A 17268-nucleotide genomic window follows, 5' to 3' on the forward strand; every position below is an offset into this window, starting at 1 on the left:
GAGCGATCGCATGAGGCTACTGCAAAAGACACAGAGGCAATCGCTCTATTGAGTAATTATACTTAACTCTAATGTAGGAAGTATTTTTTTTAGCGATCGTGCGACTCTATACAAAGACTCTTCTAGGAAAAACTTATGGCTAAAAAATCTAAAGACAGCCTAGAGCAATCCTCGGATATCAGAGTAGCTGCTACTTCCAAAATCTGGGGACTGACAGTAGGAATCCTCGCAATTTGCATTCCGCTTTCAGCTGTGACGAGAAGTGGCGCAATTTTGCCTTTAGCAGCTATTAGTGGTGCAGCCGCTGGTACAGTGGCAATATGGCGTTCTGATGATAAAAAATCCAAAAATGGTTATTTGCAACAGCAGCAGATAGAGCTTTTAGAAGCAAGAATAGCAACTTTAGAAACTATTGTGAGCCATAACGATTTTGATTTGCAGATGAAAATTCAAAATTTAGAGGCAAACAACAGTACTAAAAATGCCTTACCACAAAATCAATCAGAAAATTAGCCAATATTGATAATTTATACTCTCTTAGGTATTTTCAGAGTCAGTAAATTAAAACTTCTGGACATGGCTATTTTATAATCTAAAATTGCTGTTACTGTTTGTGTCGGCTGCCAATCACACCATTTTTTCCTTTAAGAACTGTTTCCATAGAAACAGTATGTTATTCTCCATTGTAGTTAGAATAATTTGACATCAGTTAACTCTCTATACCTCAGCTATATCAGTTAATGATATGTTTGGGTACTATTTAGGTGCATCATGACCGTGAACTCATGCTGATGCTTGTGTTCTATGAAACCGATATAATTACTGAATTTTAATCAATAGAGATTATAAACTTGAGTAATTGGATTGGTATAGCTTACCGTAGGTATGCAGTAATGTGCCGCTCTCATGCAGATGGATTGGATTAGCTTACTAAAAGCTCAACAAACTGACTTCCTTAACCGCGTCAAAAAACTGAAAATAAATGACTTATCTATACTGAAAAGTCATGTAAAAAATTGTCATAGTGAAATTATGACAATTTGGGGTGAGCCATTGGCAAAACTGCAAAAGTTTTCTTGCCAACAAGCAGAAATTCTGGCCAAAAATCCACCGCCAACGCCACCTGAATATCCAGAACCGCCTGATTGGACAATCCCTTTTCCGCAACACTTTCAACAGCAGGCGGAAGATTATATTTTGCGGGAGCAAATTGTTGAGCAGGTAATGGCAGAACGCCTTGGTAAGTTGGTTAAAAAAGTGTCGCAAGACACTATTAGCCATATAGCTTTAGATGATGAGGGCAATTTACATGGTGAGAGTAAATTCTCTTATTTGCTCACAGCTAACCAAAAATTGACTCTTCAAGTTTATGCTGCCGATGGAGAAAGTTTTAATGGAATTAAGAAAAATAAGATTAAGTGGTCAGTTACTCAAGAGGATATAAAAAAGCATCATCTATTGATTTTTCTTTGCTTGTTGTATCCACAAAGTAGTAAATTAGGCGATGAAAAACAAGTAGTAATTACTGGGTTTTTACCTACAGAACAGGTGAAATGTAATGAACCAAAAATCTTCGTTACACCGAGCGACTTGTTGTATGCAGGTGGATTAAGTTGGTATTTAGAATCACTAGTAGGCAAAAAAGATGTAGCCATAGTGGTCAAAGAAAGAGCGATCGCACCTAAAATTGAGACTATCCCATCTGAACATCCCCTTAAGAGTATTGTAGGCGATTGGGAATATTGGCAGACCTTGCAAGGGCACACGAGAGGAATTAATTGCCTGGCTTATTCTGCGAGAATACCCACAGCTAATATGAATAGCTGTGACCTCAATAGAAAGCCTCCCATATTAGCCAGTGGTAGCCGTGGCGAAACAAAACTCTGGGATTTAACTAGAGGTGAACTAATTGAGACATTGTCAGAAGCGCCTTGGGTGGTATCTGGATTAGTCGATGAAGTAAATTCTTTAGCCTTTAGTACCGATGGACAAACTTTAGCCAGCGTTGGTGCAGATTCTACCATCAAGATTTGGCACGTAGGTGCATTAGATTTAATCGATATCTTGCACAAACATCATGGCGTAGTTAGATGTGTAGCTTTTACCCCAGATGGCAGAATGCTAGCTACTGGTGGTGATGACAGAAAAATCCTATTTTGGGATTTGATGAAGCGACAAGTTGCGATCGCTCTTTCATTAGATGATACAGCAGCTCATTCTCTCGCCCTCAGCCAAGATGGTCAAATTCTCGTTACAGGTAGCTATCGCAAAATCAAAGTTTGGCGTACTTCCCATTTAGCTGGAGTAAGCAATTTGCAGGATGTGCCACCACTCTACAACCTCATGGGCCATTCTCATATTGTACGTTCCCTAGCTATTAGTGCCGATGGTAAGCTGCTCATTAGCGGTAGCCGGGATCAGACAATCAAAATTTGGCATTTAGAAACTGGAGAATTAATTAATACTCTCAAGGGACATAGAGATGAAGTCTGCACAATCACCTTGAGTCCTGATGAACAAATTATCGCCAGTGGCAGTGCAGATAAAACTGTCAAGTTATGGCATTTAGCAACGGGAGAACTCCTAGGCACTTTTACAGGACATACTGACACAGTTACAGCAGTAGAGTTCACGGCTTCTGGCGAAATGTTGGTAAGTGGGAGTTTAGATAAGACAATTAAAATTTGGCAACGAAGTTAAGCACAGATTATACCAATTCAAAATTCAAAATTACGAAAGCCCAATTCCAAAAGGCTTTCTGCGTTTCTATCTGTTGCCGAATTTTGCTGAATTGGTATTAGTCGTTTATTTTTAGTGACAGGGAAAAGGAAGAAAATCTTTGTCATTACCCCTCCAGCTTGAAAGTGCTGAGTGACAATCCCCGCCTCGACTTTTATGGAAGGCTTGTGAAGTTTTTTTATTAGGACTTCTCCCCCTGCTTGCGAAAGTGATTAATTATTTTTATTGGGAATTCTCTAATGCGATCGCTATATCTTTAACCATCAAAAACTATCCTCCTAAAGAATTAAAATAGTTATTATTTGTCCTTACAAAACAAACTAAGTGTAAAGTAAGGTTACAAACCTTGGAAAAATATTGAGAAATTGACCTCTTGTCAAACCTGGCTCTAAGGTAGAACCTATAGGAGAGACTTGAGGCGGATATGATGAGCATGAATAATATTCAAAACTATCGGTTTGTCTGCACCTTGACCTTTGGCGATATCTACGGTCAAATTATCGTTTGGTTAATTACAATTACTATAAGTTTGGCATCAGCTTTGGCACTAATGGGTGCCAGAAGACCAGTTTATGCCTTAGCTACTGTTGGTCTGGTGGTGCTGCTATCGCTGCCTTTCTTGTTATTTGCATTTGTAACTACATTGTTAAATCATATTGAATTAACTGCTGTAGAACCAGGAACAAAAACTGAACCGATTCCAGGAAATGTTTCCCAGCAAAAACCTGTACAAGCAACTAGCTGAACTAATTCATTTGGCAATTTATGTATTGGGATAGAAGCGGTTAAGTTCAATTTAAACAAATAAATGAACATTCCCCCAATCTTCCGCTGAAGTATAAGGATGAAGGATGAAATTAATTTATCAATAACGGCATACTTATAAATAAAGAAAGTCTACAGCAGTTGCTCTTATTGGGCTGATACCAAAAGCGCACTGCCTCATCTTTTCCTAACAAAGGTAAGTATTGCTTTGTAAGTTGACCCTTTATCCTTATTTTTAGCAAAAGTCTCAAATTAGCATTCAAAATCGCTATCATATCCCTGTCACTAGACAGGGAATTTTTTTGTAGAGGCGGGATGTCTGCAACAAGCTGCAACTTAGTATCAACAATTTAATTATGAGGGTCAAGAGTTCAATGCTTATTGACTATTGACAACCTTTGCGAAAAAAATATGACACTTACGTAATTTCTATTGCAATCGGGGCTAATAAAGATTAATTATGCTGGAACATGATGTAATTATTGTTGGGGGTGGCTTGGCTGGATGCCGTGCGGCGGTGGAAATTGCCCGCATTAACCCCAGTTTAAATATTGCTGTAGTTGCTAAAACTCACCCAATTCGCTCGCACTCGGTTGCAGCGCAAGGTGGGATGGCTGCATCGCTGAAAAATGTTGATACGGAAGATAGTTGGGAAGCCCACGCCTTTGATACTGTTAAGGGTTCTGATTACTTAGCAGACCAAGATGCGGTAGCAATTCTTACTCAAGAAGCCCCAAATGTGGTGATTGACTTGGAACACATGGGTGTTCTGTTCTCGCGCTTACCGGATGGAAGGATTGCTCAACGGGCTTTTGGTGGACATTCCCACAACCGGACTTGCTATGCTGCGGATAAAACTGGTCATGCCATTTTGCATGAATTGGTAAATAATTTGCGCCGCTATGGTGTGCAAATTTACCAGGAATGGTACGTAATGAAACTGGTTTTAGAGGATGGACAAGCTAAGGGCGTAGTGATGTACCGCCTGTTAGATGGGCATATAGAAGTACTCAGAGCTAAAGCTGTGATGTTTGCCACCGGGGGATATGGTCGTGTTTATAACACCACATCCAATGATTACGCCTCCACTGGTGACGGTTTAGCCATGACTGCGATCGCAGGTTTACCTTTAGAAGATATGGAATTTGTGCAATTCCATCCCACTGGCTTATATCCAGTTGGCGTACTGATTTCCGAAGCAGTCAGAGGTGAAGGCGCATATCTGATTAACTCCGAAGGCGATCGCTTTATGGCGAACTATGCACCCAGTCGGATGGAACTGGCCCCTCGCGATATTACCTCACGAGCGATCGCCTACGAAATACGGGCTGGGCGTGGTATCCATCCTGATGGAAGTGCAGGGGGGCCATTTGTTTATTTGGATTTGCGCCACATGGGTAGAGAAAAAATCATGAGTCGCGTTCCCTTCTGCTGGGAAGAAGCCCATCGTTTAGTTGGTGTTGATGCTGTGACTCAGCCTATGCCTGTACGTCCTACCATTCATTATTGTATGGGCGGTATCCCTGTAAATGTTGATGGTAGAGTCCGTAGCAGTGGTGATAATTTTGTGGATGGCTTCTTTGCGGCTGGTGAAACAGCTTGCGTTTCCGTTCATGGTGCAAATCGCCTGGGAAGTAATTCGCTGTTAGAATGCGTAGTTTATGGTAAACGAACCGGATCTGCGATCGCTAATTTTGTGCAAAATCGCAAATTACCAGTAGTAGATGAGCAACGTTACATCAAGGAAGCGCAGCAAGAAATTCAAGCTTTACTAGAACAGCCAGGAAAATACCGCATTAACGAAGTGCGCCAAGCTTTTCAAGATACCATGACTCAGTACTGTGGCGTTTTCCGTACTGAAGAATTAATGAGTCAAGGTTTAGAAAAATTAGCAGAATTAGAACAACAATATCCACAGGTATATTTAGACGATAAAGGCAAATCTTGGAATACAGAAATTGTGGAAGCTCTAGAATTACGCAGTTTAATGGTAGTAGGGCATACAATTCTCGCCTCAGCATTAAATCGTCAAGAAAGTCGCGGTGCACATTTCCGTGAAGATTATGCCAATAGAGATGATGAGAAATTCCTTAAACACACAATGGCTTATTATTCACCAGCAGGGATTGATATTCAATATCGCCCGGTTGCAATTACCATGTTTCAGCCACAGGAAAGAAGATATTAATTACGGTAATTGGTAATTACAACTATTTTCAGATCTAAGGGCACGTTAGTACTCATTGGTGTCAACTTAAGCTAAAAGCTATATACGGCGCGTGTTGTACAAATACCTCGCCCTCATCCCCTCACCCCTTCTCCCTCAGGGAGAAGGGGAATTAAATCTCTTGCTCCCCTCTCCCTCAGGGCTATCCATTACCCGGATCTTTCTCAACAAAACTACAATTTACTTAAAAATAGCTAGAAAGCTGAGTAGGTATAGTTTTGTCATGGGAAGTAAAAACGGGTAATGGAAGATGGAAAAGTGGGCATCAGAAGAATTGAGACAAGCAGACTTAGGAGATGCAAGAAGAAATAAACGTTTAATAAGGATAGTGGAAGATTTAGCAGCACAACCTAGTGCGAGCATACCGCAAGCTTGTGGAAATGTAGCAGCAACCACAGCAGCGTATGATTTTTGGAATTCACCATACTTTGAAGCAGATGATATTAGGAATGCCCATATCAAAAGTACAGTCTCTAGAATCAAAGAACATGAGACAGTGTTGATGATTCAGGATACAACAAATATAGATTTGACAAAACATCCAGCGACAAGAGGAATTGGTTATCTAGATCATAGAAAAAGCTTGGGATTAAAAGTACATACAGCGTTTGCAGCCAGTACAAACGGAGTACCACTGGGAATCATTAATCAACAAGTTTGGACAAGAGATATAGAAGATTTAGGAATAGCGAAAAAACGCCGTCAACGACAAATACAAGAAAAAGAAAGTCAAAGATGGTTAGATGGATTAGAGAGAACACAAGAGTTTGTGCCCACAGAAACAACAGTTGTCACTATGGGAGATTCCGAAGCTGATATATTTGACTTATTTCGGAAACAACGCCCGAGAAATTCACATTTACTCATCCGGGGAACCCACAATAGAAAAGTCAATCACACAGCCAAGTATTTACATCAAGCAATCCGTGCTACCTCAGTAGGGGGAACATTATTAGTAGAAGTAAAACGTAATCCAGAAGCGGCAGCTAGAACTGCAAAACTAATCATTAAATATGCAACATTTGAAGTAGATGTACCACGGCATCACATAGCACGTTCACAACTTAAACCAGTAAAATTACAGGTGATTTTAGCAGAAGAAGAAAATCCACCAGTAGGTGTTAGCCCGATTAGTTGGCTATTATTAACGACCCTAGAAATTAAGAATTTTTCCGCCGCCATACGTTGCGTCAAATGGTATACCTATCGTTGGTTAATTGAACGCTACCACTATGCTTTAAAAAGCGGTTGTCAAATCGAAGAATTACAACTCGAAACTGCAAAGCGAATCAATATGGCATTAGCTACATATTCAATTGTCGCTTGGCGTTTATTATGGCTCACTTACGAAGCCAGACATAATCCAGATATTAGTTGTGAAACTGTTTTAGAGATATTTGAATGGCAGTCGTTATGCGTACATTTTACTAAAAATCCGATTCCACCTCAAAAGCCACCAACTCTTAGAGAAGCTGTACGTATGATTGCCACTCTCGGTGGTTTTTTAGGGCGCAAAAGCGATGGCGAACCTGGAGTTAAGACTATTTGGCGTGGATTGCGACGATTACATGATATCGCTGCTACTTGGAAATTAGCCCGGCTAACCCACTAGCCAAATCAACAAAATCCGCAAGGGTATGTCAACAACAATCCATATGGATACATATTTTTCTCACTCTGTCAACCACAGCTAAGAATCCTCAACGTGAAATTACTCCTATAAATGGCTTTCAGCTTTGTTAAGAAAGATGTGACTAATGGATAGCCCTCAGGGAGAGGGGCTGGGGGTGAGGGCAGAACCTTTGCACAAAGAGGGTTTCACGTTAAGTTGACACCAATGGTTAGTACCTTGCCCCTACCAGCGTACATCATTTACCTGAAATACTCTGTATAGCTATCGACAGCCAATAATCTTCATTTTTTGATTCGCGCTTGTCTAAATAGCGAGAAATTTACGTGTAATTACTGATAGACATTTGTCATTGTAGCTCTTTAAATAAGACTAAAGAAAATCTCTGAAAAATCTCTTTACGAGTTTTTACTGGAATTAACAAATTCTAGGGTTAAGAGCTATTTTCAACTTTCTCTTACAAGAAAACGAAAATACATATCTAAGGTAAAAAGTTTCTACTTCTTGTAATAGTAAAAAAATGGGTGTTACTACTATTTGGTATAGTTGTAAATTTGTTTGGCTGTTGCAGAATTCTCATCAGATGTACAAGCTGAACAGTTTCAATTTTACTATACCAATTTTCATACAGCTTTGAGTTTTTAGCATCAAGAAAATCTGAGAGGATGTTGGAAAAGCGGTTCGCCGTGATTTAGGCACAAATTGCTTCGGCTTTTATTTAAACAAAGCTACAGTGTATTGCTAGTCACACGAAGGCTTTTAAAACATACTGCAATAGGATTTTCTTATATCTAATTTCCACAAAATCTCTAAGTCTTGAAAAATGCAAGAATTTAACATTCCCCAATCGCTAGAGATAGAAGTATCACAACTGCGTAAAACTATTAATTCTCTGCTATGGGTAACTAAACTTTTTCGTACAGTTGGCTATAGCATTTTAGTTTTGGTATTTATTGATTTAATTGATATATTTGTGCCCTTGAATTTTATGAATCCTGTGTGGGAATTACAGATGATGGGAGCACTTGTAGACCTAGTGATTATAACCTTAATTGGGCTAGTTTTAGTATTCTCGGGTAAATTAGAGAAACGTCTAAAATGGGAATTTCCGTTTTTACTGTGGTTATCAAGATTATCTTTATTAGTAGGATTATTATATTTATTACTCATCCCATTAGGCATCAATAACACTATCAGTCTTTATAACGTAAATATTGAGGTATTAAATCAAGATTACAGTCAACAGGTACTACTCAATAGCAACTGGAAACAGCATATCGGCCCAGCTTCAGCCTCAGAATGGAATAATCTGCTTGAACATCAGAATATGCAAGAAGTAAAAACTCAAACATTAGTAGAGGTGAATCAAAAGCAGAATCATCCAGATAAAAAATTACCAGCTACAAATTTCTCTAGAAATTTCAAGTTGCTGAAGAGTTCGGTAAAATTTAATTTAGGAGCTTTGGTTGCTGCGGCTTTGTTTATTACTATCTGGAAGGAAACATCCTGGGCTAGAGCATGGGGCTAGTGCTGATCAGATACTTACTTATTCAGAAGTAATTGTAGGTAATTCAAATCGTTGGATTTCTATTAAATAACCATTTGGATCGCGCAGAAAACAATGATAAATTTTGTACTTCTCATTGAATGTAGGCGGTTTTGCAAATTTTACACCCTGTTGTTGTAGATACTCATACCACTCATCTACTTGTTGCGTAACTAAAGTAAAAATTACACCAGGTTTTTTATCGTTAGTTTTTGTAGCTAAAATGCCGTCTTCTTGACATAAACCCAAGTATCCAGAACCTGTAACAGTATAAATTCTACAAGTTTCTTGATCGAGCCACAGATGAAACCCCAGCTTGTCTTCATAAAAGCTGGCTGAGGCTGTGAGATCCTGGGTATATAAAAAGGTAATTTGCTGATCAATTGACGGGCGATCGCACATAAAATTGAGTTAAGAGAGCAAACAGATCTAAGAAAACCCTTTTGAAGTGGTACAGATTTGAGCTATGCTAGACTCAGTCTAACTTTTCTTCCTCAAGTCAAACAGAATTAAGCCAAACTCTACAGAGCAATTTTGTGTTAGGGAATCTTGCAAAATAATTGTGTTAGCGCTCTAAAAGATTTTGGTTTACATACAACAGTTATCAGTTAGCAGTCCTCCTCAAGGCTAACTTTTTGGGTGCTGACTTCTGAGTAAAAATACTAGTATCTCTTACCTAGTCGTCAATCACCAGTCCCTAATCCCAATTATTCGCGTAGTCCTTTTACTAACCTCAAGTTAATTTTTGAAAAGTTTAGTTCATCTAGGTATCTATATAGCCATAAAGTTATATAGAAATCCAAAACTGAAGGAATCAAGTATGAGTAGCGATCTAGCAAGCAAGTTGCGGGAAGGAACAAAACAATCCCATACAATGGCGGAAAATACAGCCTTCATGAAGTGTTTTCTTAAAGGGATTGTCGAAAGAGAGCCTTTCCGTAAACTAATAGCTAACCTGTATTTAGTTTATGGCGCTTTAGAAGAACAACTTCAGCGTTATAGTACTCATCCTGTAGTAAGTCTGATTTATTTTCCCATATTGAACCGTACAGCTAATTTGGAAAAAGATTTGGCTTTTTACTACGGTGAGAACTGGCGGGAGCAAATCGCAGCCCTGGAAGCAGGTAAAACTTATGTAGCACGCATCAATGAAGTTGCTGAAACTGAACCTGCATTACTAGTGGCTCATGCCTATGTGCGCTATATGGGAGACTTGTCTGGGGGTCAAAGTTTAAAGAAAATTATCCGTTCAGCGCTAGATTTACCACCAGATCAAGGTACTGGATTGCATGAATTTGAGCAATTACCATCGGTTGAAGCCATTAGAGCATTTAAAGGTCAATATCGTGATGCTTTAAATGCATTACCAGTAGATGATACTTTAGCTGAGAAAATTGTCGCCGAAGCAAATTATGCTTTTGCACTCAATCGCGATGTTGTCCATGAGTTAGAAGATGATGTGAGAATTGCAATTGGCGATCATGTTTTTGACTTGATTACACGCCAAGATAAACCCGGTAGCACAGAACGTTCACCTGGTAGTACTTCAGTAGAACTTGTCGCTGCTGACTAAGCATTACACATCAACAGTGAAATTTAGGGAAACTCTTGATTTTTGGCATTTTTAAAGTGTAGGTATCTTTGCTCTCCAAACTAGATACCTGCACTGAGAAAAGATTAAGAGGAATTAATACCAATTCGTAATTCGTAATTCGTAATTACTGAATCCCGAAATAATCTAGTAAAAATCACAGCATCAATTTGCGTTACTAGGTTTTAGGGTTTAAATCTGTTGCCGATTTTAGAGGATTGGTATTACTCAGCAGGGGTAATTATTACATTCCTATTTAGCCGCTAACACAGGATTAAAACATTCAAGGTTACTAGCATCATGAAACTTGCAACGCAAACAGTCCAATTCAACTCGGAGTTACTCAAAAAGTACGACCAAGCTTTGCCTCGATATACCAGTTATCCGCCAGCAACGGAGTTACAAGAGAATTTTGGTGAGTTGGATTTGCGATCGGGTATTGCGGTTGGCAATTATAAAAATACTCCCTTGTCTCTCTATTTCCATATTCCCTTTTGTGAAACTGCTTGCTATTTTTGCGGTTGTAACACAATCATTACCCAAAAAAAAGAAATTGTAGAGCCATATTTAAATTATGTGGTGCGTAACCTCGAACAGTTTTCTGGCGTAATTTCCTCAAAACGCAAAGTACATCAATTACATTTTGGAGGCGGAACACCAAATTATTTAACGATGCAGCAGATGGATTTTTTATGGAACAAAATTAATCGTCAATTTAGATTGGACGAGCAAGCAGAAGTTTCCATAGAAATTAATCCTAGATATGTAGATAAAAACTATATCTTTTTCTTGAAGAGTTTAGGCTTTAATCGCATTAGCTTTGGCATTCAAGACTTTAACTCGCAAGTCCAAGAGGCTATTAACCGTGTCCAACCAGAAAAGATGCTATTTGATGTCATGGAATGGATTCGGGATGCTGGATTTGAAAGCGTTAACGTTGATTTAATTTATGGCTTACCTTATCAAAGTCTTGCTACCTTTAAAAACACCATTCAAAAATCTATCAAACTCGATCCAGATAGAATTGCAGTTTTTAACTTTGCTTATGTACCTTGGATGAAGCCTGTACAAAGAAAAATTCCCCAGTCGGAATTACCTCAGGCTTCAGAAAAATTAGAAATTCTGAAGATGACTATTGAAGAATTAACTACAAATGGTTATTGGTTTATTGGCATGGATCACTTTGCCAAACCCAATGATGAACTAACCATTGCTCAACAACAAGGTCAACTTCATAGAAATTTCCAAGGCTATACCACAAAACCAGAATCAGATTTATTTGGCTTTGGTATTACTTCAATTAGTATGCTGCATGATGTTTACGTACAAAACATTAAGCAGCTAAAAAGTTACTATCAAGCAATTGATACGGGCTTAATGCCAATTGAAAAAGGAGTCAGTCTCAACCGAGATGATATTCTCCGCCGGACTGTAATTATGGAACTTATGTGTCAGTTCCAATTGTCAATTAATGACGTTGAAGAAAAATATCATATAGCTTTTGATACGGATTTTAATGAATATTTTGCTAGAGAATTATCTGAGTTGCGATTGCTAGAAGCTGATGGACTGATTCGGATGATACCTAATGGTATTGAGGTAACACCGAGCGGTAGATTACTCATCCGCAACATTGCCTCGGTCTTCGATGCTCATACCAAAAAGCGAAAAAATGCAGCTTTTTCTAAAGCAATTTAATTTGAAGGATGAAGTGTGAAATATTAAGGATGAAGTCAATAAATGTACACTTCATCCTTTATCCTTCATCCTTTTTCACCCTCTTCAAGCAGCAGGAAGAAAACTATGCGTATCATGATGATTCAGCCCAACTATCATTCTGGTGGTGCGGAAATTGCTGGTAATTGGCCACCGAGTTGGGTTCCCTATGTTGGTGGAGCATTAAAACAAGCTGGCTTTACCGATATCCGCTTTGTTGATGCGATGACAGACTATATTCCGGATGATGTTTTAGCAGAAATTATCGCTAAATATCAACCGGATGTGGTACTAGCAACGGCAATTACGCCGATGATTTACCAATCGCAAATCACCCTAAAAATTGTTAAAGAAGTTTGCCCTAATGCAAAAACAATTATGGGCGGGGTTCACCCTACCTATATGTATACTGAAGTTCTCGGTGAAGCACCTTGGGTAGATTATATTATCCGTGGTGAAGGTGAAGAGATTACAGTTAATTTACTGCGTGCGATCGCCAATGGTACAGATGTGAGCGATCGCCGTAATATTTTAGGTATCGCCTTTTTAGAAGATGGTCAAGTAGTTGCGACACCAGCGCATCCGCCAATTGCTGATTTAGATACTCTAACTCCCGATTGGGATCTTTTAGATTGGGAGAAATATATTTACACTCCTCTGAACGTGCGGGTAGCTGTACCCAACTATGCGAGAGGATGTCCATTTACCTGTCGTTTTTGCTCTCAGTGGAAATTCTGGCGCAAATACCGTTCCGGTTCTCCCAAGCGCTTTGTTGATGAAATTGAAATCTTGGTGAAAAAGCACAAGGTAGGCTTTTTCATTTTGGCGGACGAAGAACCGACAATCAACAAACCCAAATTTATTGCGTTATGTAACGAGTTAATCGAGCGTAATTTGGGCGTGTATTGGGGAATTAATACCCGAGTCACAGATATTTTGCGCGATGAAAATGAATTACCTTTATATCGCAAAGCTGGACTAGTTCACGTTTCTTTAGGAACAGAAGCAGCCGCTCAATTAAAGTTGAATTTGTTCCGCAAAGAAACGACAATTGAACAAAATAAGCGGGCAATCCAACTGTTAAAACAAAATGGTATGGTTGCCGAAGCGCAATTCATTATGGGTTTAGAGAACGAAACCCCAGACACAATCGAACAAACCTATCACATGGCGCTGGATTGGAAACCAGACATGGTGAACTGGAATATGTTTACCCCTTGGCCATTTTCCGAATTATTCCAAGAATTAGGCGATCGCGTCGAAGTGCGAGATTATTCGCAATATAACTTTGTTACGCCGATCATGAAGCCAAACGCAATGGAACGGGAAGAGGTTCTCAAAGGCGTGTTGCGGAACTATGCGCGGTTCTATATGCGTAAAACTCTAGAGTATTGGTTTGTTAAAGATCCCTTTAAGCGGAAATATCTCTTAGGCTGCTTAAAGGCTTTTGCTCAAACTACTCTCAACAAACGCTTCTACAACCTGAAGCGGGTGAAATATAAAGGACTACATACAGAAATCGAGTTAGGTTTTGACGAGTCCAAAATTCTCACTCCCGAACAAATTGCTGAACGCAAGCAACAACATCCTGAATTAAAAGCAGATGTCGATTTTACCGGCAATATTTCTGCTTGTGGCGCACCTAACGACATTGAGGTTTCCGCTTGTGGCGCACCGAATGATCTTCCGGAATATCAAGGTGAAGAACAAGATGTGCCCAGCATGAAAATTTAAAACCTTCAGGCGATCGCTCAACAGCTTACTTAGCTAATCACAACAAGAGCGATCGTCTACTCTTTTGTCCATAGATAAAATATTTGTACAGCGTAGCAGAAGCCTGTGTTTAAGTAGAGCAGTGCAATTAAATATAATTGGTCTACCCCTTTGGTTAAGCTAGCTAATCGTAGTGTTTTCGACAAGAGAACGCTATCATTTGCCATTGGGAAGGGTTTCAAGATTATTTATATTTCGTAACATAGTCTGCTGCAATTACTAATTTACTTACGTTAAAAATTGCCAGCTTTTATAGTTCTGATAAAACTACATTTGACCCTAAAGGCATAATCGCGGTAGCAAAATGAGTTCTTTGTGTCTCCGAGTTATACCATTCTTTTATCAGTACAAACTCAGTCTCTGGGTCATAAAATAACACCGCCAAGGATATCTGTCCTTCCCAGCAATAACGCACATTGCCATCCTTAGAGAAGTACACAGCACCTCTACCATGTGCAGAAAAACCATTTACAGCCGCTCTGGTTAAAGTATTCCAAGACACATATTTCATAATACAACCTCCGGGAGTTAGATTTTATTCCTTCCATCCCAGATATACGTGCCAAAACATCACCCATCAGTATAAAAACTGATAATTTTTCCAATTTTTTATTGCCAATCAGAGATTGAAGTCATAGCCATTACAGCTTGTATCTCATCCTTGTCCCATAGAATCAATTTTTGGGTGAATCATTTAGATACATTAAATTGGTGTTTGGTAATGGGTAATGGGTCATTGGTAATTGGTCATTGGTCATTGGTAATTGATAATTTCCCCTTGTCCCCTCTACTTCCTCATCCCCAATCCCCAATCCCCAGTCCCCAATCCCCAGTTCCCAATCCCCAATCCCCAACCCCCAGTCCCCAACCCCTCTTCCTGTACCATGAGTAAATATCAATAACCTTTAATAAACAGCCTATGTCTTCGGCTCCGCTCACATTAAACTTGGTTGAAGGTTCTGTTTCTTTCAGCTTTTCCGCCCAAGCAGCACGGGAATTAAAAGCCGCTTTGGATGAATTAATGGTTCGCCTCAAAAATGTCGCTGCTAAAGCCACTCCAGGGGGCGGTAAAGTCACTCCCCAGCCTCCTGTCGAGTATCGCTACACTGGCGAAGTGTTCTTAGAAATTTTTTGTAACCCTAATATTTGGCCTACACCCTTCGCTGCTAAAGTCTTACTCACAGTCCGCGATGTCACTATTCGTTTAACAACAGAAGCAGAACTGACTCGTGTGATTGAAGATGTTAATCAGTACTTGGAACAAGTTGGATGAGAGTGCTGAGTTAAAAGACCCCACACAAGAGAAGAGACTAGCATCAAGGGAGTTTACCCATAAACAACCGTCGTGTGGGGCATTTACCAAGTGCGAGCATTACTGAGTACTATTGTTGCTACTCAACACTCAGTAATGAGTAGAGTAACACTCTGTCAGCTAAGGTTTATTAATCTCTATCTTTCCTGAAAAATTACCGGAGCAGTTCAATGGGATAACTGCCCCGGTTAGGGAATGCACACACTATATTCAGGGCGACATCGGATGTAAACAAGGATAGATTCCCGATGCGATCGCTACTGGTAAAGTTGTATAAATTAGACTCTAATGCTTCGTCTTAATCAGAAATTAAAGATTCTGGATGGGAAATTTTCATTAAAAACAGAGATGATCCCAAAAATTTTTCACTTGAATTATTTGTTGTCAGGCTCAATATGCAACACCAAGTCCCCTATCCAAAATCTGGAACTAAGGTTTGATTAGTCGTTGTCCCATTCTTCGCGACCAATCAAATCGCCAATGCGATCGCGTAACAAAAAGTCACATTTTTCTAATTCACATTCAACGCAAACCCACTCTCTCGCAGGGATGTATTGACAGAGTGTATATATTGGCTGTTGTCGGCTGACCATTCCCTTTTGCACCAGTCGGCGTGCTTCATCTTGAATTACATCTAAAGAATAGTAACTGATAGAGGGCACCGTATTCACACTCATGATTTTTACTCACAAATTACACGTAGATAGTGTTCCCGATATTTACTTGGAACAAACATTACAAGGATTAGGCTTGTGGCTAAGGTTTTGTAGTTTGCTATACGGAACTAATTCCATTTTGACGCTACATACCCTCAAATTATCTAAAGAAATGTAAACAAAGTCAACATTTTCTGACATTTATGTTGAATGGGCTTCATATAAGAATATCAGGGTAGTCAACATCACCTGTTCAAGAAATTTTAGGTTTGCGATTTAAAAGGGTAAAGGCTTGCTGTTAAAGGTTTAAAGCTTAATTGGGTCATTAGGAATAGTACAGAAGAAGGATTTCTGCACCATAAAACCTTATCTAGCTTTGCGGCTATTTGTATATAAATAATAGCTAGGAATCTCTAGCAGCAGAGATTAGGGTATAAAGTGTTGCCTAATATAAGCGTCTACCCTACACCAGAAAAGCTTGTAGCATCTCATCTGTTAATGATTTCTTAAAGAATTTCTCACTTACTGTGTTAACTGCGGCACAAAAGATAACAGCAAAATTTGTCATTTAGTTGTGATGTTTGGTGTTGGTTATTTTCCCCTAGCTTGAAAGTGCTGAGTGCTGAGTTCTGAGTAAAAGTCCATTGAGACTTTCATGGAAAGCTTTTGAAATTTTTTTCATTGGGACTACTTCTTCATCCCCCATTACCCATTACCCATTACCCATTACCCATTACCCATTACCCATTACCCATTACCCATTACCCATTACCCACATTAAAACAGACGCTATTTAGTTACGTCTGTAAACAGTTTGGCGAATTTCCTGGGATGAGATTGTTTGCGAAGTTACTTTGTTGTTTAAATTACTTATTCCGCAAAATCATCATCATAGTCGTCCGAATTGTTGTCATTCTCTCCTGACAATTCTTCGGATGGGCGGTCAGATTTGAGTTGGTTCAATAACGTCAGTACTCTTGTACCGCGTTCTAGAGAACGGTCTTCGATAAATATTACTTCTGGTGTGCGACGCAGCCTTACCCTAGCACCCAGTTCGCTGCGGACGTAACCTGTTGCTGACTTTAAGCCAGCCATTGTTTCTGCTTTAGCTTCTTCTGTGCCATAGATACTGACGTAAATTTTGGCGTGTTGTAAATCGCCAGAGACATCAACATCGGTAACACTTACCATTCCTGTACCCACACGGTCATCCTTAATCCCGTTAAGTAGCATTTGGCTAACTTCCCGTTTGATCAATTCAGCAACGCGGGAAACGCGGCGATTTGTAGCCATAAAAATTACGCCTCCTCACA

General features: G+C 39.4%; 14 protein-coding genes. 10 read left to right on the forward strand and 4 right to left on the reverse strand.

Annotated features, from left to right (window positions below; genetic code table 11):
• Window positions 1-135 precede the first annotated feature (135 nt).
• From AACU25_RS03810 to hpsJ-A, 6 genes are all read left to right on the forward strand, one after another.
• Window positions 136-513 (forward strand): hypothetical protein, encoded by a 378-nt coding sequence (locus AACU25_RS03810; protein ID WP_096573977.1) that lies wholly within the window; start codon window positions 136-138, stop codon window positions 511-513.
• Window positions 514-906: 393 nt separating this feature from the next.
• Complete coding sequence (locus AACU25_RS03815) at window positions 907-2700, forward strand: WD40 repeat domain-containing protein (protein WP_096573978.1); 1794 nt, start codon at window positions 907-909, stop codon at window positions 2698-2700.
• Between the two features lie 466 nt (window positions 2701-3166).
• The gene (locus AACU25_RS03820) at window positions 3167-3484 is read left to right on the forward strand and encodes a hypothetical protein (RefSeq protein ID WP_096573979.1); all 318 of its coding nucleotides are present in this window, start codon (window positions 3167-3169) and stop codon (window positions 3482-3484) included.
• A gap of 480 nt (window positions 3485-3964) precedes the next feature.
• Window positions 3965-5692 (forward strand): succinate dehydrogenase/fumarate reductase flavoprotein subunit, encoded by a 1728-nt coding sequence (locus AACU25_RS03825; protein ID WP_096573980.1) that lies wholly within the window; start codon window positions 3965-3967, stop codon window positions 5690-5692.
• 289 nt (window positions 5693-5981) lie between these two features.
• A complete protein-coding gene (locus AACU25_RS03830) occupies window positions 5982-7343 on the forward strand; it encodes an IS4 family transposase (protein ID WP_096573981.1) in 1362 nt (453 codons plus the stop codon).
• Between the two features lie 841 nt (window positions 7344-8184).
• On the forward strand, window positions 8185-8889 hold the full coding sequence (hpsJ-A, locus tag AACU25_RS03835) for an HpsJ-like protein, cyanoexosortase A-associated (RefSeq protein WP_096573982.1): 705 nt from the start codon (window positions 8185-8187) through the stop codon (window positions 8887-8889).
• Between the two features lie 18 nt (window positions 8890-8907).
• Here the strand turns inward: hpsJ-A and AACU25_RS03840 are convergent, their stop codons facing one another.
• Entirely contained in the window at window positions 8908-9309 is a 402-nt protein-coding gene (locus AACU25_RS03840; RefSeq protein ID WP_096573983.1) for a VOC family protein, read from the reverse strand.
• Between the two features lie 418 nt (window positions 9310-9727).
• Between AACU25_RS03840 and AACU25_RS03845 the strand changes: the two genes are divergently transcribed.
• The 3 genes from AACU25_RS03845 to bchE all read left to right on the forward strand — a co-directional run bounded on the left by AACU25_RS03845 (window position 9728) and on the right by bchE (window position 13948).
• On the forward strand, window positions 9728-10480 hold the full coding sequence (locus tag AACU25_RS03845) for a biliverdin-producing heme oxygenase (RefSeq protein ID WP_096573984.1): 753 nt from the start codon (window positions 9728-9730) through the stop codon (window positions 10478-10480).
• A gap of 318 nt (window positions 10481-10798) precedes the next feature.
• Window positions 10799-12196 (forward strand): oxygen-independent coproporphyrinogen III oxidase, encoded by a 1398-nt coding sequence (gene hemN / locus AACU25_RS03850; protein WP_096573985.1) that lies wholly within the window; start codon window positions 10799-10801, stop codon window positions 12194-12196.
• A gap of 105 nt (window positions 12197-12301) precedes the next feature.
• Window positions 12302-13948 carry a magnesium-protoporphyrin IX monomethyl ester anaerobic oxidative cyclase gene (gene bchE / locus AACU25_RS03855; RefSeq protein WP_096573986.1) on the forward strand — a complete coding sequence of 549 codons (1647 nt, stop codon included), beginning with the start codon at window positions 12302-12304 and terminating at the stop codon, window positions 13946-13948.
• A gap of 289 nt (window positions 13949-14237) precedes the next feature.
• Here bchE and AACU25_RS03860 read toward each other — a convergent pair whose 3' ends face one another.
• Window positions 14238-14498, reverse strand: a complete 261-nt coding sequence (locus AACU25_RS03860) for a hypothetical protein (protein WP_096573987.1) — start codon at window positions 14496-14498, stop codon at window positions 14238-14240.
• A 408-nt stretch (window positions 14499-14906) separates the two neighbouring features.
• Between AACU25_RS03860 and AACU25_RS03865 the strand changes: the two genes are divergently transcribed.
• Window positions 14907-15260: a hypothetical protein gene (locus AACU25_RS03865; protein WP_096573989.1), complete on the forward strand. Its 354-nt coding sequence runs from the start codon at window positions 14907-14909 to the stop codon at window positions 15258-15260.
• 479 nt (window positions 15261-15739) lie between these two features.
• Here AACU25_RS03865 and AACU25_RS03870 read toward each other — a convergent pair whose 3' ends face one another.
• Window positions 15740-15976, reverse strand: coding sequence for a DUF4327 family protein (locus AACU25_RS03870; protein WP_045872662.1), 237 nt, complete (start codon window positions 15974-15976; stop codon window positions 15740-15742).
• A gap of 849 nt (window positions 15977-16825) precedes the next feature.
• On the reverse strand, window positions 16826-17248 hold the full coding sequence (gene rbfA / locus AACU25_RS03875) for a 30S ribosome-binding factor RbfA (protein WP_096573990.1): 423 nt from the start codon (window positions 17246-17248) through the stop codon (window positions 16826-16828).
• Window positions 17249-17268: the final 20 nt, after the last annotated feature.

The organism is Tolypothrix tenuis PCC 7101 (assembly GCF_963874875.1).
Classification (GTDB): domain Bacteria; phylum Cyanobacteriota; class Cyanobacteriia; order Cyanobacteriales; family Nostocaceae; genus Aulosira; species Aulosira tenue.

What these genes read in the sequence shown, in the direction of transcription:
- hemN (WP_096573985.1), top strand. Translation starts at nt 10,799, where the DNA reads ATGAAACTTGCAACGCAAACAGTCCAATTCAACTCGGAGTTACTCAAA.
- AACU25_RS03815 (WP_096573978.1), top strand. Translation starts at nt 907, where the DNA reads ATGCAGATGGATTGGATTAGCTTACTAAAAGCTCAACAAACTGACTTC.
- AACU25_RS03830 (WP_096573981.1), top strand. Translation starts at nt 5,982, where the DNA reads ATGGAAAAGTGGGCATCAGAAGAATTGAGACAAGCAGACTTAGGAGAT.
- AACU25_RS03820 (WP_096573979.1), top strand. Translation starts at nt 3,167, where the DNA reads ATGAGCATGAATAATATTCAAAACTATCGGTTTGTCTGCACCTTGACC.
- AACU25_RS03840 (WP_096573983.1), bottom strand. Translation starts at nt 9,309, where the DNA reads ATGTGCGATCGCCCGTCAATTGATCAGCAAATTACCTTTTTATATACC.
- AACU25_RS03845 (WP_096573984.1), top strand. Translation starts at nt 9,728, where the DNA reads ATGAGTAGCGATCTAGCAAGCAAGTTGCGGGAAGGAACAAAACAATCC.
- hpsJ-A (WP_096573982.1), top strand. Translation starts at nt 8,185, where the DNA reads ATGCAAGAATTTAACATTCCCCAATCGCTAGAGATAGAAGTATCACAA.
- AACU25_RS03825 (WP_096573980.1), top strand. Translation starts at nt 3,965, where the DNA reads ATGCTGGAACATGATGTAATTATTGTTGGGGGTGGCTTGGCTGGATGC.
- AACU25_RS03810 (WP_096573977.1), top strand. Translation starts at nt 136, where the DNA reads ATGGCTAAAAAATCTAAAGACAGCCTAGAGCAATCCTCGGATATCAGA.
- bchE (WP_096573986.1), top strand. Translation starts at nt 12,302, where the DNA reads ATGCGTATCATGATGATTCAGCCCAACTATCATTCTGGTGGTGCGGAA.
- rbfA (WP_096573990.1), bottom strand. Translation starts at nt 17,248, where the DNA reads ATGGCTACAAATCGCCGCGTTTCCCGCGTTGCTGAATTGATCAAACGG.
- AACU25_RS03865 (WP_096573989.1), top strand. Translation starts at nt 14,907, where the DNA reads ATGTCTTCGGCTCCGCTCACATTAAACTTGGTTGAAGGTTCTGTTTCT.
- AACU25_RS03870 (WP_045872662.1), bottom strand. Translation starts at nt 15,976, where the DNA reads ATGAGTGTGAATACGGTGCCCTCTATCAGTTACTATTCTTTAGATGTA.
- AACU25_RS03860 (WP_096573987.1), bottom strand. Translation starts at nt 14,498, where the DNA reads ATGAAATATGTGTCTTGGAATACTTTAACCAGAGCGGCTGTAAATGGT.